The sequence below is a fragment of the Streptomyces sp. Je 1-79 genome, from assembly GCF_025195125.1.
In the GTDB taxonomy this organism is placed as follows: Bacteria; Actinomycetota; Actinomycetes; order Streptomycetales; family Streptomycetaceae; genus Streptomyces.
In genome coordinates, this window is the sequence record NZ_JAMGSL010000010.1 from 123937 (window position 1) to 150771 (window position 26835).

At 69.8% G+C, this 26835-nt stretch carries 33 protein-coding genes; 3 read left to right on the forward strand and 30 right to left on the reverse strand.

Annotation, left to right across the window (positions count from 1 at the left end):
- Positions 1-118: 118 nt before the first annotated feature.
- The 7 genes from M5362_RS21750 to glmS all read right to left on the reverse strand — a co-directional run bounded on the left by M5362_RS21750 (position 119) and on the right by glmS (position 7367).
- Positions 119-286 carry a hypothetical protein gene (locus M5362_RS21750; protein ID WP_260229372.1) on the reverse strand — a complete coding sequence of 56 codons (168 nt, stop codon included), beginning with the start codon at positions 284-286 and terminating at the stop codon, positions 119-121.
- A 110-nt stretch (positions 287-396) separates the two neighbouring features.
- Entirely contained in the window at positions 397-888 is a 492-nt protein-coding gene (gene tsaE / locus M5362_RS21755) for a tRNA (adenosine(37)-N6)-threonylcarbamoyltransferase complex ATPase subunit type 1 TsaE (protein WP_260229373.1), read from the reverse strand.
- 10 nt (positions 889-898) lie between these two features.
- On the reverse strand, positions 899-2071 hold the full coding sequence (locus tag M5362_RS21760) for an alpha/beta fold hydrolase (RefSeq protein WP_260229374.1): 1173 nt from the start codon (positions 2069-2071) through the stop codon (positions 899-901).
- A gap of 25 nt (positions 2072-2096) precedes the next feature.
- Positions 2097-3245 (reverse strand): alanine racemase, encoded by a 1149-nt coding sequence (gene alr / locus M5362_RS21765; protein WP_260229375.1) that lies wholly within the window; start codon positions 3243-3245, stop codon positions 2097-2099.
- A 258-nt stretch (positions 3246-3503) separates the two neighbouring features.
- Positions 3504-4931 (reverse strand): NAD(P)H-hydrate dehydratase, encoded by a 1428-nt coding sequence (locus M5362_RS21770; protein WP_260229376.1) that lies wholly within the window; start codon positions 4929-4931, stop codon positions 3504-3506.
- Between the two features lie 215 nt (positions 4932-5146).
- Entirely contained in the window at positions 5147-5515 is a 369-nt protein-coding gene (locus tag M5362_RS21775; protein WP_260229377.1) for a holo-ACP synthase, read from the reverse strand.
- A 4-nt stretch (positions 5516-5519) separates the two neighbouring features.
- Positions 5520-7367, reverse strand: coding sequence for a glutamine--fructose-6-phosphate transaminase (isomerizing) (gene glmS / locus M5362_RS21780; protein WP_260229378.1), 1848 nt, complete (start codon positions 7365-7367; stop codon positions 5520-5522).
- A gap of 279 nt (positions 7368-7646) precedes the next feature.
- Between glmS and coaA the strand changes: the two genes are divergently transcribed.
- Both coaA and M5362_RS21790 read left to right on the forward strand, forming a co-directional pair.
- Positions 7647-8621 carry a type I pantothenate kinase gene (gene coaA / locus M5362_RS21785; protein ID WP_260229379.1) on the forward strand — a complete coding sequence of 325 codons (975 nt, stop codon included), beginning with the start codon at positions 7647-7649 and terminating at the stop codon, positions 8619-8621.
- Between the two features lie 19 nt (positions 8622-8640).
- The gene (locus tag M5362_RS21790) at positions 8641-9600 is read left to right on the forward strand and encodes a DUF389 domain-containing protein (RefSeq protein WP_260229380.1); all 960 of its coding nucleotides are present in this window, start codon (positions 8641-8643) and stop codon (positions 9598-9600) included.
- A 10-nt stretch (positions 9601-9610) separates the two neighbouring features.
- Here M5362_RS21790 and glmM read toward each other — a convergent pair whose 3' ends face one another.
- From glmM to M5362_RS21810, 4 genes are all read right to left on the reverse strand, one after another.
- Positions 9611-10969, reverse strand: coding sequence for a phosphoglucosamine mutase (gene glmM / locus M5362_RS21795; protein ID WP_260229381.1), 1359 nt, complete (start codon positions 10967-10969; stop codon positions 9611-9613).
- A gap of 163 nt (positions 10970-11132) precedes the next feature.
- A complete protein-coding gene (gene rpsI / locus M5362_RS21800) occupies positions 11133-11651 on the reverse strand; it encodes a 30S ribosomal protein S9 (protein ID WP_260229382.1) in 519 nt (172 codons plus the stop codon).
- A 44-nt stretch (positions 11652-11695) separates the two neighbouring features.
- Entirely contained in the window at positions 11696-12139 is a 444-nt protein-coding gene (gene rplM, locus M5362_RS21805) for a 50S ribosomal protein L13 (protein ID WP_260229383.1), read from the reverse strand.
- 227 nt (positions 12140-12366) lie between these two features.
- A complete protein-coding gene (locus M5362_RS21810; protein WP_260229384.1) occupies positions 12367-13989 on the reverse strand; it encodes an ABC-F family ATP-binding cassette domain-containing protein in 1623 nt (540 codons plus the stop codon).
- Positions 13990-14045: 56 nt separating this feature from the next.
- Between M5362_RS21810 and M5362_RS21815 the strand changes: the two genes are divergently transcribed.
- Positions 14046-14969 carry a hypothetical protein gene (locus tag M5362_RS21815; RefSeq protein ID WP_260229385.1) on the forward strand — a complete coding sequence of 308 codons (924 nt, stop codon included), beginning with the start codon at positions 14046-14048 and terminating at the stop codon, positions 14967-14969.
- Positions 14970-15033: 64 nt separating this feature from the next.
- On the opposite strand, the gene truA is transcribed toward M5362_RS21815, so the two are convergent.
- From truA to rplX, 19 genes are all read right to left on the reverse strand, one after another.
- Positions 15034-15888, reverse strand: a complete 855-nt coding sequence (gene truA / locus M5362_RS21820) for a tRNA pseudouridine(38-40) synthase TruA (RefSeq protein WP_260229386.1) — start codon at positions 15886-15888, stop codon at positions 15034-15036.
- 83 nt (positions 15889-15971) lie between these two features.
- Positions 15972-16460: a 50S ribosomal protein L17 gene (gene rplQ, locus M5362_RS21825; protein WP_260229387.1), complete on the reverse strand. Its 489-nt coding sequence runs from the start codon at positions 16458-16460 to the stop codon at positions 15972-15974.
- A gap of 180 nt (positions 16461-16640) precedes the next feature.
- A complete protein-coding gene (locus tag M5362_RS21830; RefSeq protein WP_003966937.1) occupies positions 16641-17663 on the reverse strand; it encodes a DNA-directed RNA polymerase subunit alpha in 1023 nt (340 codons plus the stop codon).
- Positions 17664-17791: 128 nt separating this feature from the next.
- Entirely contained in the window at positions 17792-18196 is a 405-nt protein-coding gene (rpsK, locus tag M5362_RS21835) for a 30S ribosomal protein S11 (RefSeq protein ID WP_003956432.1), read from the reverse strand.
- Between the two features lie 66 nt (positions 18197-18262).
- The gene (gene rpsM / locus M5362_RS21840; protein WP_005313488.1) at positions 18263-18643 is read right to left on the reverse strand and encodes a 30S ribosomal protein S13; all 381 of its coding nucleotides are present in this window, start codon (positions 18641-18643) and stop codon (positions 18263-18265) included.
- A gap of 185 nt (positions 18644-18828) precedes the next feature.
- A complete protein-coding gene (gene rpmJ, locus M5362_RS21845; RefSeq protein ID WP_003956441.1) occupies positions 18829-18942 on the reverse strand; it encodes a 50S ribosomal protein L36 in 114 nt (37 codons plus the stop codon).
- A 61-nt stretch (positions 18943-19003) separates the two neighbouring features.
- Positions 19004-19225, reverse strand: a complete 222-nt coding sequence (gene infA, locus M5362_RS21850; RefSeq protein WP_003956442.1) for a translation initiation factor IF-1 — start codon at positions 19223-19225, stop codon at positions 19004-19006.
- A 181-nt stretch (positions 19226-19406) separates the two neighbouring features.
- Positions 19407-20243 carry a type I methionyl aminopeptidase gene (map, locus tag M5362_RS21855; protein WP_260229388.1) on the reverse strand — a complete coding sequence of 279 codons (837 nt, stop codon included), beginning with the start codon at positions 20241-20243 and terminating at the stop codon, positions 19407-19409.
- A gap of 96 nt (positions 20244-20339) precedes the next feature.
- Positions 20340-20987, reverse strand: a complete 648-nt coding sequence (locus M5362_RS21860) for an adenylate kinase (RefSeq protein ID WP_260229389.1) — start codon at positions 20985-20987, stop codon at positions 20340-20342.
- Complete coding sequence (gene secY, locus M5362_RS21865; protein WP_260229390.1) at positions 20987-22306, reverse strand: preprotein translocase subunit SecY; 1320 nt, start codon at positions 22304-22306, stop codon at positions 20987-20989. Before secY ends, M5362_RS21860 begins: the two co-directional genes overlap by 1 nt.
- Before the next feature lie 624 nt (positions 22307-22930).
- Positions 22931-23386: a 50S ribosomal protein L15 gene (gene rplO / locus M5362_RS21870; protein WP_260229391.1), complete on the reverse strand. Its 456-nt coding sequence runs from the start codon at positions 23384-23386 to the stop codon at positions 22931-22933.
- A gap of 1 nt (position 23387) precedes the next feature.
- Positions 23388-23570: a 50S ribosomal protein L30 gene (gene rpmD, locus M5362_RS21875; protein WP_005313525.1), complete on the reverse strand. Its 183-nt coding sequence runs from the start codon at positions 23568-23570 to the stop codon at positions 23388-23390.
- Positions 23570-24172 carry a 30S ribosomal protein S5 gene (rpsE, locus tag M5362_RS21880; RefSeq protein WP_015035588.1) on the reverse strand — a complete coding sequence of 201 codons (603 nt, stop codon included), beginning with the start codon at positions 24170-24172 and terminating at the stop codon, positions 23570-23572. The genes rpmD and rpsE overlap by 1 nt, the downstream gene beginning before the upstream one ends.
- 46 nt (positions 24173-24218) lie before the next feature.
- Positions 24219-24602: a 50S ribosomal protein L18 gene (gene rplR, locus M5362_RS21885; RefSeq protein WP_015035587.1), complete on the reverse strand. Its 384-nt coding sequence runs from the start codon at positions 24600-24602 to the stop codon at positions 24219-24221.
- A gap of 3 nt (positions 24603-24605) precedes the next feature.
- Positions 24606-25145, reverse strand: a complete 540-nt coding sequence (rplF, locus tag M5362_RS21890) for a 50S ribosomal protein L6 (protein ID WP_260229392.1) — start codon at positions 25143-25145, stop codon at positions 24606-24608.
- 21 nt (positions 25146-25166) lie between these two features.
- Positions 25167-25565, reverse strand: a complete 399-nt coding sequence (rpsH, locus tag M5362_RS21895; RefSeq protein ID WP_018528360.1) for a 30S ribosomal protein S8 — start codon at positions 25563-25565, stop codon at positions 25167-25169.
- Between the two features lie 209 nt (positions 25566-25774).
- Positions 25775-25960 carry a type Z 30S ribosomal protein S14 gene (locus M5362_RS21900; RefSeq protein ID WP_003948630.1) on the reverse strand — a complete coding sequence of 62 codons (186 nt, stop codon included), beginning with the start codon at positions 25958-25960 and terminating at the stop codon, positions 25775-25777.
- Positions 25961-25965: 5 nt separating this feature from the next.
- Complete coding sequence (gene rplE / locus M5362_RS21905; protein ID WP_260229393.1) at positions 25966-26523, reverse strand: 50S ribosomal protein L5; 558 nt, start codon at positions 26521-26523, stop codon at positions 25966-25968.
- Positions 26523-26834: a 50S ribosomal protein L24 gene (rplX, locus tag M5362_RS21910; RefSeq protein WP_015035583.1), complete on the reverse strand. Its 312-nt coding sequence runs from the start codon at positions 26832-26834 to the stop codon at positions 26523-26525. Before rplX ends, rplE begins: the two co-directional genes overlap by 1 nt.
- Between the last annotated feature and the right edge of the window lies 1 nt (position 26835).

Below are 26835 nucleotides of genomic sequence, written 5' to 3' on the forward strand. Positions count from 1 at the left end.
CGGCCGAGAGTCCGCCCGCCGGAGCGGAACAGCCCCTTCACGCAGCCGCGCACCGAGCGCACGCACACCTCGCCGCGTCGGCCGTCGCCGTACGACGGCCGACGTTCGCCCGAACGGGTTACGCCGCATCGCGCTCGACGTCCGGAGCGGCGGCCTCCGGCCGGCCGTCCTCGGGCTCTCTCTCACGCGGGGGTGTCGACACCACGTTCGCCGCCGCACAGGACGCGAGCAGGTCACTCATCGAGATCCGCGAGATCCGCGCTTCCGCGCCCTCTGGCGTCGCCATGCATGCCTCCCGTAGGTTAGGTACACCTAACCAGCTCGTGCATCCATGTCACCACGGCTCGTGCGACCGACGCAACATCTTCCCGACACCTTGTCGGAACCTACGTACGTTCAGCTCAGCGCGAGGTTCTCGTCCGCCCAGCGCGCTCCGATCCCGCGCAGCACCAGCGTGCGCCGGTCGTCGTCGGTGTCGCCCACCACCCGGTGGATCAGGACGTGCAGCCGGTCGTCCGTGAGGTCCTCGACCTTGCCGTCGCCCCACTCCACGACGATCACCGAATCGGGCAGCGAGACGTCCAGGTCGAGGTCCTCCATCTCGTCGAGGCCGCCGCCGAGGCGGTACGCGTCGACGTGGACCAGCGCCGGTCCACCGACCAGTGACGGGTGGACGCGGGCGATGACGAAGGTCGGGGAGGTGACGGCGCCGCGCACGCCGAGGCCCTCGCCCAGGCCGCGGGTGAGCGTCGTCTTTCCGGCGCCGAGTTCGCCGGTCAGCATCACGAGGTCGCCCGGGCGCAGCAGCTTCGCCAGACGACGGCCGATCTCCTGCATCTCCTCCGGGGAGTCGATGTCGAGGGTGGCAGCGGAGTGCGGTTCTTCCATACGGGCCAACCTAACGGGTGCCGGCCCCCGCCTTGGCCGCGGTCGCGGGCACCGCTCCCACCTTCGCCAACAGGTCCGCGAGCCGGTCCGTGACCGCCTCGGGGTGCTCCAGCATCACCAGGTGCCCGGCGTCGGGCACGATGACCAGCTCCGCCTCCGGCAGCAGGTCGGCGATCGCCTCGGTGTGCGAGCTGGGGGTGACCAGGTCCCGGTCGCCGGCGAGCGCGAGCGCCGGTACGTCGACGAAGGCCGCGAGCGCCGCCGCCTTGTCGTGCTCGGCGAAGGCCGGGTAGAACTCCGCCACCACGTCGATCGGGGTGGACTCGATCATCCGCTCGGCGAACCGGGCGACGGCCGGGTCCACGTCCCGGGAAGAGAAGGAGTACTTCTTGATCAGCCCGGCGAACAGGTCGGCCGTAGCCCTGCGGCCCCGCTCCACGAGCTCCGCCTGCGCGCCGAGCGCCTTGAGCACACCCGGCAGGACCCGCCGCACCGCGTTGACCCCGGCCGTCGGCAGTCCGTAGTTCACCTCGCCCAGCCTCCCCGCCGACGTACCGACGAAGGCGACGCCGACGACGCGCTCGCGGACGAGTTCCGGGTACCGGTCGGCGAGGGCCATGATCGTCATGCCGCCCATCGAGTGCCCGACCAGGACCAGCGGCCCCTCGGGCGCCGCGGCGTCGATGACGGCCCTGAGGTCGCGGCCCAGCTGGTCGATGGAGACGGGCACGCCGTCGGGCCCGGACTGGGCGACGCCCCGGCCGGAGCGGCCGTGGCTGCGCTGGTCCCAGTAGACGGTACGGACCAGTCCGCGCAGCGCCTCGCGCTGGAAGTGCCAGGAGTCCTGCCCGAGGCAGTAGCCGTGGCTGAAGACGACGGTGACGGGCGCCGGCGCCTTACGGCCGAAGAGTCTGCGGCGGCGGGGCGCCGGGGCGTCCGACTCGACCTCGTCGGTCTCGTAGTACAGCTCGGTACCGTCGTCCGCGGGCGCCTTGCCGGGGGTGCCGCGCAGGGAGCCGTAGGGCGCGGTGGCGTCGAGGGCGAGGCGGGCCTTCTGCCGCATGCCGCGCCCGACCGTGAGCCGCTCGACGGCGACGCCGGCCGCCGCGCCGGCGGCCAGGACGCCTATCGCGGCACCGGCGAGCCCGGCACGCCGCCAGTTGTCGGTGCTGGACTCGCTCACTTCCGCTCCCCTGTTCGGTAGGTACTCAGCCGTTCACGTAGACGCGCGGGACCCGCGCGCCGATGCGGGTGACGATCTCGTACGCGATGGTGTCGGCGGCCTCGGCCCAGTCCTGGGCGGTCGGCTCGCCCCGGTCGCCGGGGCCGAAGAGCACGGCGTCGGCGCCGGGCTCGACGGTGTCCCCGCCGAGGTCCACGACGAACTGGTCCATGGCGACCCGGCCGGCCACCCGGCGCACCCGGTCGCCGACCAGGACGGGGCCGCGGCCCGAGGCGTGACGCGGGATCCCGTCGGCGTACCCGACCGGCACCAGGCCGAGGTGCGTCTCGCCCTCGGTGACGTAGTGGTGTCCGTAGCTGACGCCGTGCCCGCCGGGGACCTGCTTCACCAGTGCGATGCTCGCCTTGAGCGTCATCACCGGCCGCAGGCCGAAGTCGGCGGGGGTGCCGAGCTCCGGGGCGGGTGAGACGCCGTACATGGCGATGCCGGGACGGACCAGGTCGAAGTGGGTCTCGGGCAGGGTGAGCGTGGCCGGGGAGTTGGCGATGTGCCGGACCTCGGGCCGGACGCCGGCCTTCTCGGCGTAGTCGAGCATCGTGCGGAACACGTCGAGCTGCGAGGCGATGGAGGGGTGGCCCGGCTCGTCGGCGCAGGCGAAGTGCGACCAGAGCCCGGTGACCGTGACCAGTCCGTCCTTCTCCGCCTTGAGGGCCTCGCCGACGAGTTCGGCCCAGTCGGCGGGCTGGCAGCCGTTGCGGCCGAGCCCGGTGTCGGCCTTGAGCTGGACACGGGCCGGCCGGCCCGTCTCCCGTACCGCCGCGACGACCTCGCGCAGGGCCCAGAGCCCGCTGACGGTGATGTCGAGACCGGCCTCGACGCCCTCGGCGAAGGGGTCGCCCGGGGTCCAGAGCCAGCACAGGATCCGCGCGTCCGTGAGGCCGGCGGCGCGCAGGGCGAGCGCCTCGTGCGGGGTGGCGGTGCCGAGCCAGCCGACGCCCGCTTCGAGCGCGGCGCGGGCACAGCGGACGGCGCCGTGTCCGTACGCGTCGGCCTTGACCACGGCCATCACCTGGGCGTGGGGCGCGACACGGGCACGCAGCGTGCGGACGTTCGCACGCAGCGCACCGAGGTCGATCTCGGCGCGGGCTCTGCGGGGCGGCGGTGTCTCAGTCATCGCGCCCAGTCTCTCAGGTGTCGGCTCCCGAGCCGCTTTCCCGTGCTGTCGACCCGGTCACCCGCGCACCCGCCCCGTCGCCGCGACGGCCGCGACAACCCGGCCCTCCGCGCGCCCGACGACGGTGACGGGCGCCCGACGACGGCTGACGGGGGGCCAACGGCGCCCGGCCCGGGGACGAGTACGGGGGGGGGCGGGGTCAACAGGGCCAGACCCGGGGACGAGCACCGGGGTCGGGGGCCAACAGGGCCCCGTGGCCTACGTCGTCACGTCGCGCCACGCCTCCGGCAGGGCCGCCGCCACGTCGCTCGCCGCGATCGGCGCGCCGCCCGACGCCCGGCGCGCCGCCAGGCCGTGCAGATACGCGGCCGCCGAGGCCGCGTCCCGCGCCCGCAGGCCCGCCGCGAGCAGCGACCCCGCGAGGCCGGACAGCACGTCCCCGCTCCCCGCCGTCGCCAGCCACGACGTGCCCGTCGGGTTCACCCGTACCGGACCCGAATCCTCGGCCACCAGCGTCGTCGAGCCCTTCAGCAGCACCGTCGCCCCGAAGCGCGCCGCCAACTCCCGTACCGCCGTGAGCCGCTCCGCCTCCACCGACTCCCGCGAGGTGCCGAGCAGCGCCGCCGCCTCCCCCGCGTGCGGGGTGAGCAGGGTCGGCGCGCCGCGCCGCCGTACCGCCTCCGGGTCGAGGTCCCGCAGCCCGTCCGCGTCCACCAGGACCGGCACGTCGGAGGCGAGGGCGTCCGCGACCCCCGGCCCGTCGCCGAGGCCCGGCCCGACGACCCACGCCTGCACGCGCCCCGCCTTCCGGGGCGGGCCCGTGTGCACCAGCGTCTCCGGGTGGCTCGCGATCACCGCGTCCCCGGCCGGCCCCACGTACCGCACGGCGCCCGCGCCGCCCCGCAGCGCGCCCGTCACGGCGAGCACCGCCGCGCCCGGGTAGCGCGCGGAGCCGGCCACGACACCCACCACGCCCCGCCGGTACTTGTCGCTCTCCTCGTCCGGGACGGGCAACATCCGTGCCACGTCCTCGTGTTGCAGGGCCTCCACGTCCGGCACGGACGGCAGGTGGTCCGCGAGGCCGATGTCCACGAGACGCAGCGCCCCCGCGTACGCGCGCGCCGGGTCGATCAGCAGCCCCGGCTTGTACGCCCCGAACGTCACCGTCGCGTCCGCCCGCAGCGCCTCCCCCGCGACCTGCCCCGAGTCCGCGTCCACCCCGCTCGGCAGGTCGACGGCGACCACGGCCGCGTCCGAGCCGCGCGCCGCCCGGGCGACCGGGACCGCCTCGGGCCGCAGTCCGCCGCGCCCGCCGATCCCGGTGATGCCGTCCAGGACGAGGTCGGCCACGGCGAGCGCCTCGAAGGGGTCCTCCGCCACCCGTCCGCCGGCCGCGAGCAGGGCGGCGAGGCCGCGCTCGTGGGCCCGCGAGCCGAGCAGGACGGCCGTCACACCGGCCCCGCGCCGGGCGAGTCGCGCCCCGGCGTAGAGGGCGTCGCCCCCGTTGTCCCCGCCGCCGACGAGCAGGACGACCCTCGCCCCGTAGACATGGCCGCGGCCGAGCAGCGAGAGGCACGCGGCGGCGAGGCCCGCCGCCGCCCGCTGCATCAGCGCGCCCTCGGGCAGCGTCGCCATCAGCTCGGCCTCGGCGGCCCGTACGGTCTCCACGCGGTAAGCGGTACGCATGCCCCGCAGTCTGCCGCACCTCCCAAGCCACCGCCCGGAGGCGAGGGTTGACTCCCCAACCCCAATCAACTTAGGTTTGCCTTACCTAATCGGCGCCTCCCGTGGTGCCGGTCACGAACGCGCGCGCGACGACTCCCGCTGGCCCCGGGCCGCGCGCGGAGCCGCGGGGCCCGGCCTGCGCAGGCCGGGCCCCGGGGCTCACACACAGGGCTCCGCTACCCCTCCGCGATCACCACCGCCGACGCCACGCCCGCGTCGTGGCTCAGCGAGACGTGCCAGTGGCGGACGCCCAGTTCCGCCGCGCGCGCCGCCACCGTGCCCCGTACGCGCAGCCGGGGCTGGCCGCTGGCCTCCACATAGACCTCCGCGTCCGTCCAGTGCAGCCCCGCGGGCGCGCCCAGGGCCTTGGCCAGCGCCTCCTTCGCGGCGAAGCGGACCGCGAGGGACGCCGGGCCCCGCCGCTCGCCGCTCGGGAGCAGCAGCTCGCCCTCGACGAAGAGCCGCTGGAGCAGCCCGGGGGTCCGCTCCACGGAGGCCGCGAAACGGTCCACCTCGGCCACGTCGATCCCCACCCCGATGATCATTCGCTCACTCCACGGTCACAGATTTCGCCAGGTTCCGCGGCTGGTCCACCTCGTTGCCCCGCGCCGTCGCGAGTTCGCAGGCGAACACCTGGAGCGGCACGGTGGAGACCAGCGGCTGAAGCAGCGTAGGCGTTGCCGGGATGCGGATCAGATGATCGGCGTACGGGACGACCGCCTCGTCGCCCTCCTCCGCGATCACGATCGTCCGCGCCCCGCGCGCCCGGATCTCCTGGATGTTGGAGACGATCTTGCCGTGCAGGACGGAACGCCCGCGCGGCGAGGGCACGACCACCACCACCGGCAGGTCCTTCTCGATGAGCGCGATCGGCCCGTGCTTCAGCTCGCCCGCCGCGAAGCCCTCCGCATGCATGTACGCGAGCTCCTTCAGCTTCAGCGCGCCCTCCAGGGCCACCGGGTAGCCGACGTGCCGGCCCAGGAAGAGCACCGTGTCCTTGTGGGCGAGGGAGCGGGCCAGCGCCCGCACCGGCTCCATCGTCTCCAGGACCCGCTCGACCTCGTCGGCGATCCGGGAGAGCTCCCGGACCACGGCGTGGATCTCGTCGCCCCACTTCGTGCCCCGCACCTGCCCCAGGTAGAGCGCCAGGAGGTAGCAGGCCACCAGCTGCGTCAGGAACGCCTTCGTGGACGCGACCGCGACCTCCGGCCCCGCGTGGGTGTACAGCACCGCGTCCGATTCCCGGGGAATCGTCGAGCCGTTCGTGTTGCACACGGCGAGCACCTTCGCACCCTGCTCGCGCGCGTGGCGCAGCGCCATCAGCGTGTCCATCGTCTCGCCGGACTGCGAGATCGCGATGACCAGCGTCTTCTGACCGAGGATCGGATCGCGGTAGCGGAACTCGCTGGCGAGCTCCACCTCGCAGGGGATCCTGGTCCAGTGCTCGATGGCGTACTTCGCGATCATCCCGGCGTGGAAGGCCGTGCCGCACGCGATGATCACGACCTTGTCGGCCTCGCGGAGCACCGCGTCGGGGATGCGTACCTCGTCGAGCCGGAGGCGGCCGTCCGCGTCGATCCGGCCGAGGAGGGTGTCGGCGACCGCCTTGGGCTGTTCGGCGATCTCCTTGAGCATGAAGTAGTCGTAGCCGCCCTTCTCGGCGGCCGAGGCGTCCCAGTCCACGTGGTACGCCCGGACGTCCGCGGGGGTACCGGCGAAGTCGGTGACCTCGACGCCCTCCCGGGACAGCTTCACGACCTGGTCCTGGCCCAGCTCGATCGCCGCACGGGTGTGCGCGATGAAGGCCGCCACGTCCGAGGCCAGGAAGTACTCCCCCTCGCCGACCCCCACCACCAGGGGCGAGTTGCGGCGCGCGCCGACGACGACGTCCGGCTCGTCCGCGTGCACGGCGACCAGGGTGAACGCCCCGTCGAGCCGCCGGCAGACCAGCCGCATCGCCTCCGCCAGGTCCCCGCAGGACGAGAACTCCTCGGCGAGCAGATGGGCCACGACCTCGGTGTCCGTCTCGGAGACCAGGTCGTGGCCGCGCTCCTCCAGCTCCGCGCGCAGGGCGGCGAAGTTCTCGATGATCCCGTTGTGGACGACGGCCACGCGCCCCGCGTTGTCGAGATGCGGGTGCGCGTTGGCATCGGTCGGCCCGCCGTGGGTGGCCCAGCGGGTGTGTCCGATGCCGGTGGAGCCGCTCGGCAGCGGCCGGTCCACCAGCTCCTTGTCCAGGTTGACGAGCTTGCCCGCCCTCTTCGCCGCGGCCAGTCCCCCGTCGGAGAGCACCGCGACGCCGGCCGAGTCGTAGCCCCGGTACTCGAGCCGCTTGAGGCCCGCGATCACCACATCAAGCGCCGACTGCCCGCCGACGTAACCCACGATTCCGCACATGTCGGCAGCCTACGACCGAACCCGCCCGGAGGCCCGGAGTCGGCCGAGCTCGGCCGACTGCGCGTCGATGACGGTCCGCGGCGGCCCGCCCGGCGAAGGCACAGGCCTCGGACCGCCCCCGCGCACATCCCGCAGTCACCCACGCGGGCACCCCGTCACCGAGGCAGTCACCCCCGCGAGCGCCCCGCATGATCGCCCCATGGCGGACGCCCGACAACAGCTTCTTCGCGTGACCGAGCCCACGACCCACAACCGCCCCGCACCCGAGACAATGGCGGGGTGATCACTTCGCCGCCACGAAGCCAGCGCCGGCCCGAGGCCACGCCCTACGTCGACCTCACCCGGGCCGAGTGGAGCGCGCTGCGCGACAAGACGCCGCTCCCGCTCTCCGCCGAGGAGGTGGAGCGGCTGCGGGGGCTCGGCGACGTCATCGACCTGGACGAGGTCCGGGACGTCTATCTGCCGCTGTCCCGGCTCCTCAACCTGTACGTGCAGGCCACCAGCGGGCTGCGCGGGGCGCTCAACACCTTCCTCGGGGAGCGCGCGGAGCAGCGCGGCACCCCCTTCGTCATAGGGGTCGCCGGCTCCGTCGCCGTCGGCAAGTCCACCGTGGCCCGTCTCCTCCAGGCGCTGCTCGCCCGCTGGCCGGAGCACCCGCGCGTGGAGCTCGTCACCACCGACGGCTTCCTCTACCCGATGGAGGAGCTGAAGGCACGCGGGCTGATGTCCCGTAAGGGCTTCCCGGAGTCGTACGACCGCCGGGCGCTGACCCGCTTCGTCGCCGACATCAAGGCGGGCAAGGAGGAGGTCACCGCCCCCGTCTACTCCCACCTGATCTACGACATCGTGCCGGGCGAACGGCTCGTGGTCCGCCGCCCCGACATCCTGATCGTCGAGGGGCTCAACGTCCTCCAGCCGGCGCTGCCCGGCAAGGATGGCAGGACGCGGGTCGGCCTCGCCGACTACTTCGACTTCTCGGTGTACGTGGACGCCCGGCCCGAGGACATCGAGCGCTGGTACCTCAACCGCTTCCGCAAGCTGCGCGAGACGGCGTTCCAGAACCCGTTCTCGTACTTCCAGCGCTACACCCAGGTCTCCGAGGAGGAGGCCCTGGACTACGCGCGGACGATGTGGCGGACCATCAACAAGGTGAACCTGCTGGAGAACGTGGCGCCGACGCGTGGCCGCGCGACTCTCGTCGTGCGCAAGGGGCCGGATCACAAGGTTCAGCGACTGTCCCTGCGCAAACTCTGAACCCCGTTAGGGTGCGGCCATGCTGCATCTGCGGATCATCTCCCCGTCCGTCCGCACGGACGCCGTGCTCGACCTGATCGACACGACCGTGGGCACCACCCATCTCGCGGTGCTCAAGGGCGCCGCCCGCGACCCCGAGGGCGACATCGTCATGGTCGACGTGGCCCGCGAGGCGGGCGATGAACTCCTTTACGGGCTCCGGAAGTTGGAGATCGACAAGGTCGGTTCGATCGCCGTCGACGACATCGGCCTGTCGCTCTCCGACCGCGCCGGACTGGCGGAGGAGGAGGCGCCGGGCGAGGCGGCGGACGCGGTGATCTGGGAGCAGCTCACGGAGACCTCCCAGGAGGAGTCCACCCTCACGATCACCTACGCGGCCCTGATGATCGTCGCGACGATGATCGCGGCCTGCGGTGTCGTCCTGGACAACGCGGTCCTGATCGTGGGCGCCATGGCGGTCGGCCCCGAGTTCGGCCCGCTCGCCGGGATCAGCACCGGCCTGGTGCGCCGGGAGCGGCGGGCCGCCCTGCGCTCGCTGGTCGCCCTGCTGGTGGGTTTCGCGGCGGCGATCGCGGCGACGACCCTCTTCAGCCTGGTGATGGACGCCTTCGGCCTGTTCCGCGAGGGGATGCTCGACGCGCAGCGTCCGAACACCGGCTTCATCTTCCAGCCCGACCCGTTCTCGTTCGTCGTCGCGCTGCTCGCGGGGGTGGCCGGGGTCGTCTCGATGACGTCGTCCAAGGCCGGGGTGCTGGTCGGCGTGGCGATCTCGGTGACGACCGTCCCGGCGGCCGCGAACGCCGCCGTGGCCCTCAGCTACGGCGATCTGGTCCAGATGTGGGGCTCCGCCGAGCAGTTGCTGATCAACCTGGGCGGCATCATCGTCGCCGGCGTCCTCACCCTCATCGGCTGGAAACTGCTGTGGCGCACCCAGCGGGGACGGATGACCCGCCCGCCGGGTGCGCCACGGAAGTTCTAGGCGCGAAGGCCTAGCCGAGCGCGGACTTCACCACGTCGGCCAGACGGCCGGCCACGGCCCGCGCCTGCTCGATGTCGGCGGCCTCGACCATGACCCGTACGAGCGGCTCGGTGCCGGAGGGGCGGAGCAGCACCCGGCCGGTGGCGCCCAGCTCGCGCTCGGCGTCGCCGACCGCGGCGGCCAGCTCGCCCGAGGTCTGCACCCGCGACCTGTCCACGTCGGGCACGTTGACGAGGACCTGCGGCAGCCGCTCCATCACCCCGGCCAGCTCCGCGAGGGACTTGCCGGTGGCCGCGACCCGCGCCGCCAGCATCATGCCGGTGAGGGTGCCGTCGCCGGTGGTGGCGTGGTCGAGCACGATGACGTGCCCGGACTGCTCGCCGCCGAGCGCGAAGCCGTGCTCCTTCATGGACTCCAGGACGTACCGGTCGCCGACCGCCGTCTGCACCAGCTGGAGGCCCTCGCGCTCCATGGCGAGCTTGAAGCCGAGGTTGGACATCACGGTCGCGACGACGGTGTCGCCGCGCAGCGTCCCGGCCTCGCGCATGGCGAGCGCCAGCACGGCGAGGATCTGGTCGCCGTCGACCTCCTCGCCGGCGGCGTCCACGGCGAGGCAGCGGTCCGCGTCACCGTCGTGGGCGATGCCGAAGTGGGCGCCGTGCTCGACGACGGCGGCCTTCAGCAGGCCGAGGTGGGTGGAGCCGCAGCCGTCGTTGATGTTGAGGCCGTCGGGCTCCGCGCCGATCGTGATGACCTCGGCGCCGGCCCGGGCGAACGCCTCGGGCGACACGCGCGAGGCCGCGCCGTGCGCCTCGTCGAGGACGACCTTGAGCCCGTCGAGCCGGTTCGGCAGGACGGCGATGAGGTGGGCGACGTACTTGTCGAAGCCCTCGTCGTAGTCACGGACCCGGCCGACGCCGGAGCCGGTCGGCCGCTCCCACGGGGCGCCGGTGCGGTGCTCCTCGTAGACGGACTCGATCCGGTCCTCCAGCTCGTCGGCGAGCTTGTGACCGCCGCGGGCGAAGAACTTGATGCCGTTGTCGGGCATCGCGTTGTGGCTGGCGGAGAGCATCACACCGAGGTCGGCGCCGAGCGCTCCGGTGAGGTACGCCACGGCGGGCGTGGGCAGGACGCCGACGCGCAGGACGTCGACGCCCGCGCTCGCGAGGCCCGCCACGACGGCGGCCTCCAGGAACTCTCCCGACGCACGGGGGTCACGCCCGACCACCGCGGTCGGCCGATGGCCCTCGAAGGTCCCCGCCTCGGCGAGCACGTGCGCCGCCGCGACCGACAGGCCGAGCGCGAGCTCCGCCGTCAGATCCGCGTTGGCAACACCGCGCACGCCGTCCGTGCCGAAGAGTCGTCCCACAGCTGTCCTCCGAAACTGCTCCGAAAATGCGATCCCCTGAGCGCCTGATGCCCGTTTTCACGTCAAAGCTGTCCGAAAGGACCCAGGGGGAGGAAAAGACGTACGCCCCGGCAGCACGGGCAGTGCCGCCGGGGCGTACGTGCAAAGCAGACCGAGCAGGCGATTAACGCTTGCTGTACTGCGGGGCCTTACGGGCCTTCTTGAGACCGGCCTTCTTGCGCTCGACCGCACGGTCGTCACGCGAGAGGAAGCCGGCCTTCTTCAGCGGACCGCGGTTGTTCTCCACGTCCGCCTCGTTCAGGGCGCGGGCCACGCCGAGGCGCAGGGCGCCGGCCTGACCGGAGACACCGCCACCCGCGATGCGGGCGATGACGTCGTAGCGGTTGTCGAGCTCGAGCACCTTGAAGGGCTCGTTGACTTCCTGCTGGTGCACCTTGTTCGGGAAGTAGTCCTCGAGCGTACGCCCGTTGATCTTCCACTTGCCGGTGCCCGGGACGATCCGGACGCGGGCGATGGCGTTCTTGCGACGGCCCAGGCCGGCGGCCGGCTGCGGGTCACCGAAGCGGGAAGCCAGGGACTCCGAGGTGTACTCGCCCTCGACGGGGACCTCGGACTCGAAGGTGGTGACCTCGGCGTAGGTCTCCTCGCCCTCGATGGGGTTCTCAACAGTGGTCTCGGCCACGATTCTCCTCAGATTTCTTTCGTTCTTAGGGGGTGTGGCCGGAACTACTGCGCGACCTGGGTGATCTCGAACGGGACCGGCTGCTGGGCAGCGTGCGGGTGGTTCTCGCCCGCGTAGACCTTCAGCTTCGAGAGCATCTGACGGCCCAGGGTGTTCTTGGGGATCATGCCCTTGATGGCCTTCTCGACGGCCTTCTCGGGGTTCTTCTCCAGCAGCTCGTCGTAACGGACGGAGCGCAGACCACCCGGGAAGCCGGAGTGGCGGTACGCCAGCTTCTGGGTCTTCTTGTTGCCGGAGAGGTGGACCTTGTCAGCGTTGATGATGATGACGAAGTCGCCCATGTCCATGTGGGGCGCGTAGACGGGCTTGTGCTTGCCTCGCAGGAGGTTCGCAGCCGTCGTCGCCAGACGGCCCAGGACAACGTCCTGAGCGTCGATGATGTGCCACTGGCGAGTGACATCGCCGGGCTTGGGGCTGTACGTACGCACTTCGTAGCCTTCGCTTCTTCAGTGGATGGAGTCCAGACACACCTGAAGCGATCATGCAGCTGGGGCCTGCACTGCCGGGAACACCGCCCGTATGCGAGCCACTGGTAACTGCTCCAGGGAACCTGCGTAAGGGCCCTTCGCGTGAGAACGACGAAGCCAATACGCATAACAAACCGCAACAGTACCCGCGCCGCCCCCGACCGGTCAAAACGCCGCGGGACGCCGGGTCAGCGCACCCGGTCGACCCGGCGCTCGTCCCAGACCGGCTCGGGGGTCTCCCGTACGACCCCGTCCGAGCCGAAGACCAGGTAGCGGTCGAAGGTCTTCGCGAACCAGCGGTCGTGCGTGACGGCGAGCACCGTGCCGTCGTACGACTCCAGTCCGTCCTGCAGCGCCTCCGCCGACTCCAGGTCCAGGTTGTCCGTCGGTTCGTCGAGCAGCAGGGCCGTCGTGCCCGAGAGCTCCAGGAGCAGGATCTGGAAGCGGGCCTGCTGGCCGCCGGAGAGCTTGTCGAAGGGCTGGTCGCCCTGCGCCTCCAGCTCGTACCGCCGCAGGACCGACATCGCCCCGCCGCGGTCCTTGGCGTGCTCCGACCAGAGGATGTCCACGAGGGAACGGCCCTGGAGCTCCGGGTGGGCGTGGGTCTGCGCGAAGTGGCCCGGGACCACCCGCGCGCCCGTCTTCCACAGGCCCGTGTGCGCCACGGACGGATCCCCGGCGAGCAGCCGCAGGAAGTGCGACTTGCCCGACCCGTTCGAGCCGAGGACCGCGACCCGCTCGCCGTAGAAGATCTCCAGCGAGAACGGCTTCATCAGACCGGTCAGCTCAAGGTTCTCGCAGGTCACGGCCCGTACGCCGGTCCGCCCGCCGCGCAGCCGCATCCGGATGTCCTGCTCGCGCGGCGGCTCCGGCGGCGGGCCGGCCTCCTCGAACTTCTTCAGCCGGGTCTGCGCCGCCGCGTACCGGGACGCCATCTCGTGGCTGACCGCAGCCGCCTGCCGCAGGTTGACCACCAGCTTCTTCAGCTGCGCGTGCTTCTCCTCCCAGCGCCGCTTCAGCTCCTCGAAGCGGGCGAACCGCTCCCGCCGCGCGTCGTGGAAGGTCTCGAAGCCTCCGCCGTGCACCCAGACGTCCGACCCGGCAGGGCCCGGCTCGACCGCGATGATCTTCTGCGCCGCCCGGGCGAGCAGCTCCCGGTCGTGGGAGATGAAGAGCACGGTCTTACGGGTCTCCCGCAGCCGCTCCTCCAGCCACCGCTTGCCGGGGACGTCGAGGTAGTTGTCCGGCTCGTCGAGCAGCAGCACCTCGTCACCGCCGCGCAGCAGCGACTCCAGGACCAGTCGCTTCTGCTCACCGCCGCTGAGCGTACGGACCTCGCGGAACTGCGCCTTCTCGTACGGGACGCCGAGCGCGGCCATCGTGCACATGTCCCAGACGGTCTCGGCCTCGTACCCCTGGACCTCCGCCCAGTCGCTGAGGGCCTGCGCGTACGCCATCTGCGCGGCCTCGTCGTCGACCGTCATGATCAGGTGCTCGGCCGCGTCGACCGCCTTCGCCGCCTCGCGGATGCGCGGCTGGGCGACCGAGACCAGCAGGTCGCGGACCGTACGCTCGTCCCTCACCGAGCCGACGAACTGCGGCATCACACCGAGCCCGCCGCTCACCGTGACCGAGCCGCCGTGCGGCTGGAGCTCCCCGGAGATCATCCGGAGCAGTGTGGTCTTACCGGCGCCGTTGGCCCCGACCAGGGCGACGACGGCGCCCTCCCCGACCCGGAAGGAGGCGTCCGCGAGCAGGACCCTCCCGTCGGGAAGGTAGTACTCCAGATGCGCGGCCTCGACATGTCCCATGAGGTGCATTGTCGCCGCCCGCACCGCTGTGCCCCAACCGGTTTAGGATGCGCGGCATGAGCTTTGGGGGATCCCAGTGGCCGCAGGAGCCGCAGCAGCCGGGACAGCAGCAGTACGGACAGCAGTACGGGAACCAGTTCGGCCAGCAGCAGCCGAGCCCGTTCCCGGCGGCATCGGACGGCGGGACGCCCGACTGGGGCGCCCTCGCCGACGCCTCCGCGGCCGGCCGGCGCCGTAAGCGCTGGCTGGTCGTGGGCGGTGGCGTGCTGGCCGCCCTCGTCGTCGGCTCGATCGTCGCCACGGCGGTCGTGAAGAGCAACGAGACCGACGACACGGGGAAGAACGGCACGGTCACCCCCACCGGCTCAGCCGCCCCCAGCGACTCCCCCACCCCCGGCCCGACGTTCTCCTCCGTCGCGCCGCCGCCCCCGCCCAACCCCAAGGACTTCATCTCGGACGAGAAGAAGGACAAGGCCCCGCTCAGCGCCGAGGGCCTCTTCCCGGGCAAGAAGCTGACGATGAGCGGCCGGGCCTACAAGAAGGGCGCGACCTCCTCCACGACCGACTGCGCGAGCGTCACGCAGGGCGGTCTGGGCGCGGTGCTGAAGAAGAACGGCTGCGACCGGGTGATCCGCGCCACGTACGTGAAGGACGGGGTCGCCGTCACCGTCGGCGTCGCCGTGTTCCCCACCGAGGCGGCGGCGCTCAAGGCGAAGGACCAGGCCAGCGGTGGCATCGCGCCGCTGGCGGGGTCCGGGGTGAAGGAATTCTGCCGCGCGACGGTCTGTCTGCGCCGGGCCAACTCGATCGGCCGGTACGCGTACTTCACGCAGGCGGGCTTCACGAACGGCAAGAAGGTCACCACGTCCGACAAGGCCGTCTTCCAGTCCAGCGACGACCTGGGCACCTTCGCCTTCAACCAGATCTACGCCCGCGGCAAGTCCCAGGCCTCGGCGGCGGCGGGCGCGCCCAAGGAGTGACGACCGTGGACGGGCGCCCGACAGGCGCCCGCCCCTGGTGGTGCGGCGAGGACGTACGGCCGGATCAGCAGCAGCCGGCGCCCGGCAGGGTGCGCCTGTTCCTGGCCTCGCGGTTGCGCTCGGCCAGCAGCTCGTCGGCCGGGTAGCCGACCTCTTCGAGGGTGAGTCCGTGCGGACGGACCACGTGCACGGCCGAGTCCCGCACACCGGCCGCGAGCACCTTCGCGGGCCAGTCCACCGGGCGGTGTCCGTCGCCGACGAAGAGCAGCGCGCCGACGAGCGAGCGGACCATGTTGTGGCAGAAGGCGTCCGCCTTCACGGTCGCTTCGAGCACACCCCCGGGCCGCCGCTCCCAGCGGAGCTCCTGGAGCGTACGGATGGTCGTGGCGCCCTCGCGCCTCTTGCAGTACGCGGCGAAGTCGTGTTCGCCGACGAGCCGCTCGGCCGCGGCGTTCATGGCGTCCATGTCGAGGCTCCAGTCGTGCCACAGGACGTGGCCGCGCAGGAGGGGGTCGACACCGCCGGGGTTGTCGGTGACACGGTAGGCGTACCGGCGCCAGATCGCGGAGAAGCGCGCGTTGAACCCCGCGGGGGCCTCGGTGAGCCGCCAGACCCGTACGTCGTGCGAGAGCCGCCCTGCGAGCCGCCGGAGCAGCTTGTCCTGGTGCTCGGCCCACAGCTCGACGGGCAGATCGACGTGCGCGACCTGGCCACGGGCGTGCACACCGGCGTCGGTGCGGCCGGCGACGGTCAGCTCGTACGTCTCCGTGGACCGGGTCACGGTCTTCAGGGCGTCCTCGATGTCGCCCTGGACGGTCCGCCGTCCCTGAGCCTGCTTGGCCCAGCCGGAGAAGTCCTTGCCGTCGTAGGAAAGGTCGAGCCGGACTCGTACGAATCCGGGCTGCACGTCATCGCTCACGCGGGAGATCCTCTCAAACACACGGGAACGGGCCCGTACCCCAGGGGTACGGGCCCGCACACGAAGAAAACCGGAACGAACGCTTACGCGTCCTTCGGCTCCTCGGCCGGAGCGGCGTCCTCGGCGTCGGTCTTCTCGACCTTGGCCTCGTCGGCCTCCTTGACGGCACGCTTGGCGGCGGCCTCGGCCTCGGCGACGGTCGCCTTCTTGGCGATCTCGCCCTCGACCAGCTCGATCACGGCCATCGGGGCGTTGTCGCCACGACGGTTGCCGATCTTGGTGATACGGGTGTAGCCACCCGGGCGCTCGGAGTAGCGCGGGGCGATCTCGGTGAAGAGCGTGTGGACGACGCCCTTGTCCGTGATCGTCTGCAGCACCAGGCGACGGTTGTGGATGTCGCCCTTCTTCGCCTTGGTGATCAGGCGCTCGGCGACCGGACGCAGGCGGCGGGCCTTGGCCTCGGTCGTGGTGATGCGGCCGTGCTCGAAGAGGGACTTCGCCAGGTTGGCGAGCAGCAGACGCTCGTGAGCGGCACTGCCACCGAGGCGGGCACCCTTGGCGGGACGCGGCATGGTGTTTCTCCTTGTGATCTGCACCGGCCGTATGAGGTACCGGTGTCAGTGTCCGAGCGGGCGGTCGCCCGTCGGAGATCCGGGCTGCCCCCGTAGGGGACGACCGGAAGGGGCGCGGGGCACTGTGCGACAAGCCGCAGCGCACCCGCACCCGAGTACGGACCGTGAAGGCCCGAGCTCTTAGTACTGCTCGGTCTCGACGAACCCGGCGTCCGCGTCGTCGTCGGCGCCGAAGGCGTCCGCGGCGGCGGTCGGGTCGAATCCGGGCGGGCTGTCCTTGAGGGCCAGGCCCATGCCGGCCAGCTTCGCCTTGACCTCGTCGATCGACTTCGCACCGAAGTTGCGGATGTCGAGCAGGTCGGCCTCGGAGCGCGCCACGAGCTCACCCACGGAGTGGATGCCCTCACGCTTGAGGCAGTTGTACGAACGAACGGTGAGCTCGAGCTCCTCGATCGGCAGCGCCAGGTCGGCGGCGAGGGCGGCGTCCGTGGGGGACGGGCCCATGTCGATGCCCTCGGCGTCGATGTTGAGCTCGCGCGCCAGACCGAACAGCTCGACCAGGGTCTTACCGGCGGACGCCATGGCGTCGCGCGGGCGCATGGCCTGCTTGGTCTCGACGTCGACGATCAGCTTGTCGAAGTCGGTGCGCTGCTCGACACGGGTCGCCTCGACCTTGTACGTGACCTTGAGCACCGGCGAGTAGATGGAGTCGACCGGGATACGGCCGATCTCCTGGCCCACCTGCTTGTTCTGCACGGCGGAGACGTAGCCGCGACCGCGCTCGACGGTCAGCTCCATCTCCAGCTTGCCCTTGCCGTTGAGCGTGGCGAGCACCAGGTCGGGGTTGTGCACCTCGACGCCGGCCGGCGGGGCGATGTCAGCAGCGGTGACCAGGCCGGGGCCCTGCTTGCGCAGGTACATCACGACCGGCTCGTCGTGCTCCGAGGAGACGACCAGCTGCTTGATGTTGAGGATGAGGTCGGTGACGTCCTCCTTGACGCCCGGCACGGTGGTGAACTCGTGCAGGACACCGTCGATACGGATGGACGTGACGGCCGCACCCGGGATCGAGGAGAGGAGCGTACGGCGGAGGCTGTTGCCGAGCGTGTAGCCGAAGCCCGGCTCCAGGGGCTCGATGACGAACCGCGAGCGGAATTCGTCGACGACCTCTTCGGTCAGCGAGGGACGCTGAGCGATCAGCATGGTGTGTGTTCCTTCAGTCGTGGACGCCCACTATTTGACGCCCGACGGGTACTACGTACTGCAAGGGTACGGGCGGCACCGCCCCGGAGAGCCGTACCGCCCGAAACCTCAGATCAAGCAGCCGTGCGTCAGACGCGGCGGCGCTTGGGGGGACGGCAGCCGTTGTGCGGCGTGGGGGTGACGTCCTGGATCGAACCGACCTCGAGGCCCGTGGCCTGGAGGGAACGGATCGCGGTCTCACGGCCGGAGCCGGGACCCTTGACGAAGACGTCGACCTTGCGCATGCCGTGCTCCTGCGCGCGGCGAGCGGCCGACTCGGCGGCCATCTGCGCGGCGAACGGGGTGGACTTGCGCGAGCCCTTGAAGCCGACGTGGCCGGCGGAGGCCCAGGAGATCACGTTGCCCGAGGGGTCCGTGATCGAGACGATCGTGTTGTTGAACGTGCTCTTGATGTGCGCGTGGCCGTGAGCGACGTTCTTCTTTTCCTTGCGGCGCACCTTCTTGGCAGCGCCCTGACGACCCTTGGGGGGCATCTATTACTCCTACGGGAGGTGGTCGGTCCTACAGCGAAGACCGCTTGGTCAAGCGTCCGCTGAGGACTACTTCTTGCCCGGCTTCTTCTTACCGGCGATGGCGCGACGCGGGCCCTTGCGGGTACGGGCGTTCGTGCTGGTGCGCTGACCGTGCACGGGCAGGCCACGACGGTGGCGGATGCCCTGGTAGCACTGGATCTCGATCTTGCGGCGGATGTCGCCCTGGATCTCGCGGCGGAGGTCACCCTCGGTCTGGAGGTTGGCGTCCACGTACTCGCGGATCTTGACCAGGTCCTCTTCGGCCAGGTCACGAACGCGGGTGTTCGGGTTCACGCCGGTGGAGGCGAGGATCTCCTTGGACCGGGTACGCCCGATACCGAAGACGTAGGTGAGTGCGATCTCCACACGCTTTTCGCGCGGGATGTCAACACCGGAAACGCGTGCCATTCAATGGCTCCTGTGTGTTCGGGGGTCTTCCGCAAAGCCGCTCCCGACCGCCGTATGAGGTACGAATCGGGTCCCCGGCCCCCGCCGGAGGTGCCGCCGACCCTTACGGGCTGGGCGGGCTCTGCGTATGTACGTATTGCTTGCGTCGCGCGAAGAACTGCGGGGTGCAGGTCGGTCGGCGTGCGTCAGCCCTGGCGCTGCTTGTGGCGCAGGTTGTCGCAGATGACCATGACCCGGCCGTGACGGCGGATCACCTTGCACTTGTCGCAGATCTTCTTGACGCTCGGCTTGACCTTCATGGGATGTGAGGTTCTCCGGGTCAGTGCCACCACCCGCGGCGAGCCGGGGTGCGGGCAAGATCTACTTGTACCGGTAGACGATCCGGCCACGCGTCAGGTCGTACGGGGAGAGCTCCACGACGACCCGGTCGTCCGGAAGGATTCGGATGTAGTGCATCCGCATCTTGCCGGAGATGTGCGCGAGGACCTTGTGACCGTTCTGGAGCTCCACCTTGAACATGGCGTTCGGGAGGGACTCGATCACGGTGCCCTCGATTTCGATGGCACCTTGCTTCTTGGCCACGCTTCGCCTTTCGAATCGGCTACCTTGATCGACTCTCGATCCGCGTGCAGACACACGGGTACACGAGAGCCGACGCATCAGTCTACGTCAGGCCTCCGGAAAAGACGAATCCGGGAAGTTTGCCCACCCGCGAAGATCCTTACGCAACCAGCCACGCCGTAGGTTTCCCGTACGGGGCCGCCTAGCCCAGCGGGTCCGGGGCCGCCACCACGCCCAGCTCGGCCAGCTTCGCCCTGCCGCAGTCGGGGGCCGTCAGGACCAGGGGGCCCTCCTCCGTCACGGCGACGGAGTGCTCCCAGTGGGAGGACCAGGTGCCGTCCGTGGAGACGACGGTCCAGTCGTCCGCCAGGACCTCCGTGCGCGGCGTACCGAGCGAGACCATCGGCTCGATCGCCAGGCAGAGGCCGGGGACCAGCTTCGGGCCCTTGCCGCGCTTGCGGGAGACGTAGTTCAGCAGGTGCGGGTCCATGTGCATCTCGGTGCCGATGCCGTGGCCGCCGTAGTCCTCGACGATGCCGTACTTGCCGCCGCCCGGCTTCGGCTGCCGGCGGATGTACGTCTCGATCGCCCGCGAGACGTCCACGAGCCGGTTGCCGTTCTTCATCGCGGCGATGCCGGCCCACATCGACTCCTCGGTCACCCGCGAGAGCTCGATCAGCTCCGGGGCGTGACCCGTGCCCACGAACGCCGTGTACGCCGCGTCGCCGTGCCAGCCGTCGACGATCGCGCCGGCGTCGATGGAGATGATGTCGCCGTCCTTGAGGACGGTCTTCTCGTCCGGGATGCCGTGGACCACGACCTCGTTCACCGAGGTGCAGATCGTCGCGGGGAAGCCGCCGTACCCGAGGAAGTTCGACTTCGCCCCGTGGTCCGCGATCACCTTCCGCGCGACCTCGTCCAGGTCCTTCGTCGTGGCGCCCGGCACGGCCGCCTCACGGGTCGCCGCGTGGATGGCGGCCACGACCAGCCCCGCCTCACGCATCTTCGCGATCTGCTCGGGGGTCTTGATCTGCACCATCGTGACGGGGGCCTTTCCTACGAGTACACGGGACAGAACAACGATACGGCCGCGGCGCCCCCCAGGGGCACCGCGGCCGTGTCGAACGAACCGTGGTTACTTCTTGAGCGCGGCCATCGCCTTGGCGGTGACCTCCTCCACCTTGCCGAGCGCCGAGATCGTCACGACCAGGTTCTGCGCCCGGTAGTAGTCGATGATCGGCTCGGTCTGCGTGTGGTAGACCTCCAGGCGCTTGCGGACGGTCTCCTCGGAGTCGTCCGGGCGCTGGTAGAGCTCGCCGCCGCAGACGTCGCAGACGCCCTCGGCCTTCGGCTGGTTGTACATCACGTGGAAGACGTGAGCGCTGTCGTTGCGGCAGGTGCGACGACCCGCGATCCGCTTCACGACCTCGTCCTCGGGGACCTCCAGGTCCAGGACCGCGTCCAGCTGCATGTCCTCGGCCTTGAGGACCACATCCAGCGCCTCGGCCTGGGCCACGTTCCGCGGGAAGCCGTCGAGCAGGAAGCCGTTGACGGCGTCGGCCTGCTCCATGCGGTCCTTGGCCATCCCGATGGTCACCTCGTCCGGCACGAGGTCGCCGGCGTCCATGTACGCCTTGGCCTTCATGCCCAGCTCCGTGCCCTTCGAGATGTTGGCACGGAAGAGGTCACCGGTGGAGATGTGCGGAATACCCAGGTTCTTGGCAAGGAACGCAGCCTGCGTACCCTTGCCGGCCCCGGGCGGTCCGACGAGGACGATTCGCATCAGCGGAGGAACCCTTCGTAATTGCGCTGCTGGAGCTGGCTCTCGATCTGCTTCACGGTCTCCAGCCCCACACCCACGATGATGAGGATGCTCGTCCCGCCGAAGGGGAAGTTGGCATTGGCACCGCCGAAGCCTGCCAACGCCATCGTCGGCACAAGAGCGATCAGACCCAGATACAGCGAGCCCGGCCAAGTGATCCGGTTGAGCACGTAGCTCAGATACTCGGCAGTAGGTCGACCAGCCCGGATACCCGGGATGAAGCCACCATACTTCTTCATGTTGTCCGCGACTTCCTCGGGGTTGAACGAGATCGCCACGTAGAAGAAGGCGAAGAACACGATCAGGAGGAAGTACGTAGCGATGTAGTAGGGGTGGTCACCCTTGACGAAGTGGGCTTCGATCCAGGTCTTCCACCCTGCGGTGGAGCTGGAGAACTGGGCGATCAAGGCCGGGATGTAGAGCAGCGACGAGGCGAAGATGACAGGAATCACACCTGCCTGGTTCACCTTGAGCGGGATATAAGTGGACGTTCCGCCGTAGGACCTGCGACCGATCATCCGCTTCGCGTACTGCACCGGGATGCGGCGCTGGGCCTGCTCGACGAAGACGACGAGACCGACCATCGCGAACCCGACGAGGATCACGGTGCCGAACTCGATCCAGCCGTCGGCCAGGTCACCCTCGACCTTGATCTTCCACAGCGCGCCCGGGAAGCCGGCGGCGATCGAGATGAACATCAGGATCGACATGCCGTTGCCGATGCCGCGGTCGGTGATGAGCTCACCGAGCCACATCACGACGGCGGTGCCGGCGGTCATCGTGATGACCATCGTGGCGATGGTGAAGATCGACGGGTCCGGGACGACCTGGTTGGCCACCGTGCAGCCGCTGAACAGCGCACCGCTCTTGGCCGTGGCGACGAGACCGGTGCCCTGGAGGACGGCGAGGGCGATCGTCAGATAACGCGTGTACTGCGTGATCTTCGCGGTGCCCGACTGCCCTTCCTTCTTCAGGGCTTCCAGACGCGGGATCACGACGGTCAGCAGCTGCAGGATGATGCTCGCCGTGATGTACGGCATGATGCCGAGCGCGAAGATGGTGATCTGCAGCAGCGCCCCGCCACTGAACATGTTCACCAGGCCGAACAGGGAGTTGTTGCCCTGGCTCGCCTGGTCCACACACTGCTGCACGGCCTGGTAGCTGACACCGGGGACGGGGATGTGTGCCCCGAGCCGGTACAGCACGATGATGCCGAGCGTGAAGAGCAGCTTCTTGCGCAGGTCGGGCGTCTTGAACGCCCGGGCGAACGCGGTAAGCACGGTGCCTCCTGCGACCCCCGCGTTACGCGCGTGAGGGTGACGGTTTGAATGTGAGCAGTTACAGAACACGGCAGCCGCACGCCTGAAGCGCAGACTGCCGGGGAAGCTAACAGGCGCTACCATACCCGCCCCCACAGCCAGCGGGAAACGTCTCCGAGGCACGTCAGCGCCTGTCGACGGCGGACGGCGCCCCGGGGCGTGGACAACCGACTTCCGCCGGGCGCGCATCCGGACCGGGAGACGTGACGACACACCATCCCGACCTCGGAAAACTGTTCGAGCGGTACCGCGAACGGCAGGCCGGAACCACGCGCTCGCCCTCGCGGACGCACCCCTGGGCGACGCTCCCCGCACCGGCCGTGACCAGGGCATGTGTGCCACGGCGGCCGGCCGCGCTCCCGGCCGGCCTCCCCGACGCGGAGCGGAGCACGGGGGACGACGGCCGTCTCGACCGAGCCGGACGCGCCGTTTCTCGTAAGGCCGAAGGGGAACCTCAGGGTCCGGACTCGTGCCGGGCTCTCCAGCGTCGCCGCCGGACCGCCTTACCCCACGGATCGGTCAAAAAAAGCCTGGCCGGCTCCCCCGAGGGGGAGCCGGCCAGGCTCAGTGTTGTCAGGCCGAGACTCAGACGAGCTCGGTGACGGTGCCGCCGGCAGCGGCGATCTTCTCCTTGGCGGAGCCGGAGACGGCGTCAACCGTCACCTGCAGCGCCACGGAGATCTCGCCGGCGCCGAGCACCTTGACGAGGCTGTTCTTGCGCACCGCGCCCTTGGCGACCAGGTCGGCCACCGTGACCTCTCCACCCTCGGGGTAGAGAGCGCCGAGCTTCTCCAGGTTCACGACCTGGTACTCGGTGCGGAACGGGTTCTTGAAGCCCTTGAGCTTCGGCAGACGCATGTGGAGGGGCATCTGCCCACCCTCGAAGCGCTGCGGAACCTGGTAACGGGCCTTCGTGCCCTTGGTACCACGACCGGCCGTCTTACCCTTCGACGCCTCACCACGACCCACACGGGTCTTGGCGGTCTTGGCGCCCGGGGCGGGACGGAGGTTGTGGACCTTCAGCGGGTTGTTCTCCGCCATGTCAGTCGACCTCCTCGACCGTCACGAGGTGGCGGACGGTGTGCACCATTCCGCGGAACTCGGGGCGGTCCTCCTTGACGACCACGTCGTTCAGGCGCTTGAGCCCGAGCGAACGCAGAGTGTCGCGGTGGTTCTGCTTGCTGCCGATGTACGACTTCGTCTGCGTGATCTTGAGGCGAGCCATTACGCACCCGCTCCCGCACGTGCACGAAGCAGAGCCGCGGGGGCGACGTCCTCGAGGGGCAGACCACGGCGAGCCGCGATCTCCTCGGGACGCTGCAGGCCCTTCAGGGCCTCCACGGTCGCGTGCACGATGTTGATCGCGTTGTCGGAGCCGAGCGACTTCGACAGGATGTCGTGAACGCCGGCGCACTCGAGCACGGCACGCACCGGGCCACCGGCGATAACACCGGTACCGGGGGAAGCCGGCTTGAGCAGGACGACGCCCGCGGCCTTCTCGCCCTGGATCGGGTGAGGGATGGTGCCCTGGATGCGCGGAACCTTGAAGAAGTTCTTCTTGGCTTCCTCGACACCCTTGGCGATGGCCGCGGGAACTTCCTTGGCCTTGCCGTAACCGACACCTACGGTGCCGTCACCGTCACCCACCACGACCAGCGCGGTGAAGGAGAAACGACGACCACCCTTGACAACCTTGGCGACGCGGTTGATCGCGACAACGCGCTCAACGTACGCGGTCTTCTCGGCGGCAGCGCCACCGTCGCGGCCCTTCCGGTCCCGCCGCTCGCCGCCACCGGCACCGCTTCCGCGGCGCTGGGGTCCAGCCATTGGATTTACCTCTCTCTGTTACGTCCGTTAGTCCCGGAACCGGGGCTTAGAACTTCAGCCCGGCTTCGCGGGCGGCGTCAGCCAGAGCGGCAATGCGCCCGGCGTACCTGTTGCCACCACGGTCGAACACGACAGCCTCGACACCAGCGGCCTTGGCGCGCTCGGCTACGAGAGCGCCGACCTGCTTGGCCTGCGCGGACTTGTCACCCTCGCCACCACGGATCGACGCGTCCAGGTTCGACGCGGACGCAAGGGTGTGACCCTTGAGGTCGTCGATGACCTGAGCGGTGATACCGCGGTTGGAACGCGTCACGACGAGGCGCGGACGCTCCGCCGTACCCGACACGTTCTTGCGGATGCGGATGTGACGGCGGGCCTTAGCAGCACGCTTGTAAGCGTCGCCCTTGGCGATCTTCACACCGTATGCCATGGCTTACTTACCAGCCTTTCCGACCTTGCGGCGGATGACCTCGCCGGCGTACTTGACGCCCTTGGCCTTGTACGGGTCGGGCTTCCGCAGCTTGCGGATGTTCGCCGCGACCTCGCCGACCTTCTGCTTGTCGATGCCCTCGACCGAGAACTTGGTCGGCGACTCGACCTTGAAGGAGATGCCCTCGGGCGCCTCCACCAGGATCGGGTGGCTGTAGCCGAGCTGGAACTCCAGGTTGGAGCCCTTCGCGGCAACGCGGTAACCGACACCGCTGATCTCGAGCGCCTTCACGTAACCCTGGGTCACACCGGTGATCATGTTGGCCACCAGCGTGCGGGACAGGCCGTGGAGGGCCTTGTTCTGACGCTCGTCGTTCGGACGGGTGACGTTGAGAACGCCGTCCTCGCCCTTAACGATCTCGATCGGCGCGGCAACGGTGTGGGTCAGGGTGCCCTTGGAACCCTTGACCGTGACCGCGCGGCCCTCGATGGTGACGTCCACGCCGGCGGGAACCTGGATAGGCAGCTTGCCAATACGCGACATTAGCTATTCCTCCGTTCCCGACTACCAGACGTAGGCGAGGACTTCCCCACCTACGCCCTTCTTGCCTGCCTGCTGGCCGGTCAGGAGACCGTGGGACGTGGAGATGATCGCCACGCCCAGGCCGCCGAGAACCTTCGGCAGGTTGGTGGACTTCGCGTAAACCCGGAGGCCCGGCTTCGAGATCCGCTTGATGCCCGCGATGGAGCGCTCACGGTTCGGACCGAACTTGAGCTCGAGGACGAGGTTCTTGCCGACCTCGGCGTCCTCGACCTTCCAGCCCGTGATGAAGCCCTCCTGCTGGAGGATTTCCGCGATGTGAGACTTGATCTTGCTGTGCGGCATCGCCACGGTGTCGTGGTACGCCGAGTTCGCGTTACGCAGACGAGTCAGCATGTCCGCGATCGGATCAGTCATGGTCATGAATTGGCCTTCGGCCTCTCTCGCCGGGGTTTCCTGTATGCGCCATCCCTCTCCCCACACAGGGGCGGGACGGGTGCGGCGCGGGGACCTACGGCGTAGTAAGTCGTACGGGCGGCAGACGCCCAACCCTCCTAGCCTAAGCCATGGAGGGGTGGGCCTCTGCCAACCCTCTGCTTACCGAGAGACTCCGGAATCCCTTAAGTGGGGGATTACCAGGAGCTCTTGGTCACGCCCGGCAGCTCGCCACGGTGAGCCATCTCACGAAGGCACACGCGGCACAGGCCGAACTTGCGGTACACGGAGTGGGGACGACCACAGCGCTGGCAGCGCGTGTAGCCGCGCACGCCGAACTTGGGCTTGCGGGCAGCCTTCGCGATGAGAGCCTTCTTCGCCATCTCGCTTACGCCTCCTTGAACGGGAAGCCGAGGTGACGGAGAAGGGCACGGCCCTCAGCGTCGTTGGTCGCCGTGGTCACCACGGTGATGTCCATACCCCGGACACGGTCGATCTTGTCCTGGTCGATCTCGTGGAACATGACCTGCTCCGTGAGACCGAAGGTGTAGTTGCCACGCCCGTCGAACTGCTTGGGGGACAGACCACGGAAGTCGCGGATGCGCGGAAGCGCGAGCGACAGGGTGCGGTCCAGGAACTCCCACATGCGGTCGCCACGGAGGGTGACGTGCGCACCGATCGGCTGGCCCTCACGCAGCTTGAACTGCGCGATGGACTTCCGAGCCTTGGTGACGGCCGGCTTCTGACCGGTGATCGTGGTGAGGTCGCGGATGGCGCCCTCGATCAGCTTGGAGTCGCGGGCGGCGTCGCCCACACCCATGTTGACCACGACCTTGACGAGGCCGGGGATCTGCATGACGTTCTCGTAGGAGAACTCCTCACGCAGCTTGCCCGCGATCTCCTCGCGGTACTTCGTCTTGAGACGCGGAGTGGTGGTGGTAGCCATCAGATGTCCTCACCCGTCCGCTTGGCAACGCGGATCTTGTTGCCCTCGTCGTCGAAGCGGTAACCGACGCGCGTGACGACCTTCTTGCCGTCCTTCTCAACGACCAGCTGGACGTTGGAGACGTGGACCGGCGCCTCGGTCGTGACGATGCCACCGGCCTGCGACGGGCCGGCCTTGGTGTGCTTCTTGACCCGGTTGACACCCTCGACCAGAACACGGTTCTCGCGGGGGAAGGCCGTGATGACCTTGCCCTGCTTGCCCTTGTCCTTACCGGTGATGACCTGGACCAGGTCGCCCTTCTTGATCTTCATG

Excerpts from the sequence above, each read along its gene's own strand:
- M5362_RS21750 (WP_260229372.1), bottom strand. The coding sequence starts at position 286 with ATGGCGACGCCAGAGGGCGCGGAAGCGCGGATCTCGCGGATCTCGATG.
- tsaE (WP_260229373.1), bottom strand. The coding sequence starts at position 888 with ATGGAAGAACCGCACTCCGCTGCCACCCTCGACATCGACTCCCCGGAG.
- alr (WP_260229375.1), bottom strand. The coding sequence starts at position 3,245 with ATGACTGAGACACCGCCGCCCCGCAGAGCCCGCGCCGAGATCGACCTC.
- M5362_RS21770 (WP_260229376.1), bottom strand. The coding sequence starts at position 4,931 with ATGCGTACCGCTTACCGCGTGGAGACCGTACGGGCCGCCGAGGCCGAG.
- M5362_RS21775 (WP_260229377.1), bottom strand. The coding sequence starts at position 5,515 with ATGATCATCGGGGTGGGGATCGACGTGGCCGAGGTGGACCGTTTCGCG.
- glmS (WP_260229378.1), bottom strand. The coding sequence starts at position 7,367 with ATGTGCGGAATCGTGGGTTACGTCGGCGGGCAGTCGGCGCTTGATGTG.
- M5362_RS21790 (WP_260229380.1), top strand. The coding sequence starts at position 8,641 with ATGCTGCATCTGCGGATCATCTCCCCGTCCGTCCGCACGGACGCCGTG.
- M5362_RS21810 (WP_260229384.1), bottom strand. The coding sequence starts at position 13,989 with ATGGGACATGTCGAGGCCGCGCATCTGGAGTACTACCTTCCCGACGGG.
- M5362_RS21815 (WP_260229385.1), top strand. The coding sequence starts at position 14,046 with ATGAGCTTTGGGGGATCCCAGTGGCCGCAGGAGCCGCAGCAGCCGGGA.
- rplQ (WP_260229387.1), bottom strand. The coding sequence starts at position 16,460 with ATGCCGCGTCCCGCCAAGGGTGCCCGCCTCGGTGGCAGTGCCGCTCAC.
- M5362_RS21830 (WP_003966937.1), bottom strand. The coding sequence starts at position 17,663 with ATGCTGATCGCTCAGCGTCCCTCGCTGACCGAAGAGGTCGTCGACGAA.
- rpsK (WP_003956432.1), bottom strand. The coding sequence starts at position 18,196 with ATGCCCCCCAAGGGTCGTCAGGGCGCTGCCAAGAAGGTGCGCCGCAAG.
- rpsM (WP_005313488.1), bottom strand. The coding sequence starts at position 18,643 with ATGGCACGCGTTTCCGGTGTTGACATCCCGCGCGAAAAGCGTGTGGAG.
- rpmJ (WP_003956441.1), bottom strand. The coding sequence starts at position 18,942 with ATGAAGGTCAAGCCGAGCGTCAAGAAGATCTGCGACAAGTGCAAGGTG.
- map (WP_260229388.1), bottom strand. The coding sequence starts at position 20,243 with ATGGTGCAGATCAAGACCCCCGAGCAGATCGCGAAGATGCGTGAGGCG.
- M5362_RS21860 (WP_260229389.1), bottom strand. The coding sequence starts at position 20,987 with ATGCGAATCGTCCTCGTCGGACCGCCCGGGGCCGGCAAGGGTACGCAG.
- rplO (WP_260229391.1), bottom strand. The coding sequence starts at position 23,386 with ATGGCGGAGAACAACCCGCTGAAGGTCCACAACCTCCGTCCCGCCCCG.
- rpmD (WP_005313525.1), bottom strand. The coding sequence starts at position 23,570 with ATGGCTCGCCTCAAGATCACGCAGACGAAGTCGTACATCGGCAGCAAG.
- rpsE (WP_015035588.1), bottom strand. The coding sequence starts at position 24,172 with ATGGCTGGACCCCAGCGCCGCGGAAGCGGTGCCGGTGGCGGCGAGCGG.
- rplR (WP_015035587.1), bottom strand. The coding sequence starts at position 24,602 with ATGGCATACGGTGTGAAGATCGCCAAGGGCGACGCTTACAAGCGTGCT.
- rplF (WP_260229392.1), bottom strand. The coding sequence starts at position 25,145 with ATGTCGCGTATTGGCAAGCTGCCTATCCAGGTTCCCGCCGGCGTGGAC.
- rpsH (WP_018528360.1), bottom strand. The coding sequence starts at position 25,565 with ATGACCATGACTGATCCGATCGCGGACATGCTGACTCGTCTGCGTAAC.
- M5362_RS21900 (WP_003948630.1), bottom strand. The coding sequence starts at position 25,960 with ATGGCGAAGAAGGCTCTCATCGCGAAGGCTGCCCGCAAGCCCAAGTTC.
- rplE (WP_260229393.1), bottom strand. The coding sequence starts at position 26,523 with ATGGCTACCACCACCACTCCGCGTCTCAAGACGAAGTACCGCGAGGAG.
- rplX (WP_015035583.1), bottom strand. The coding sequence starts at position 26,834 with ATGAAGATCAAGAAGGGCGACCTGGTCCAGGTCATCACCGGTAAGGAC.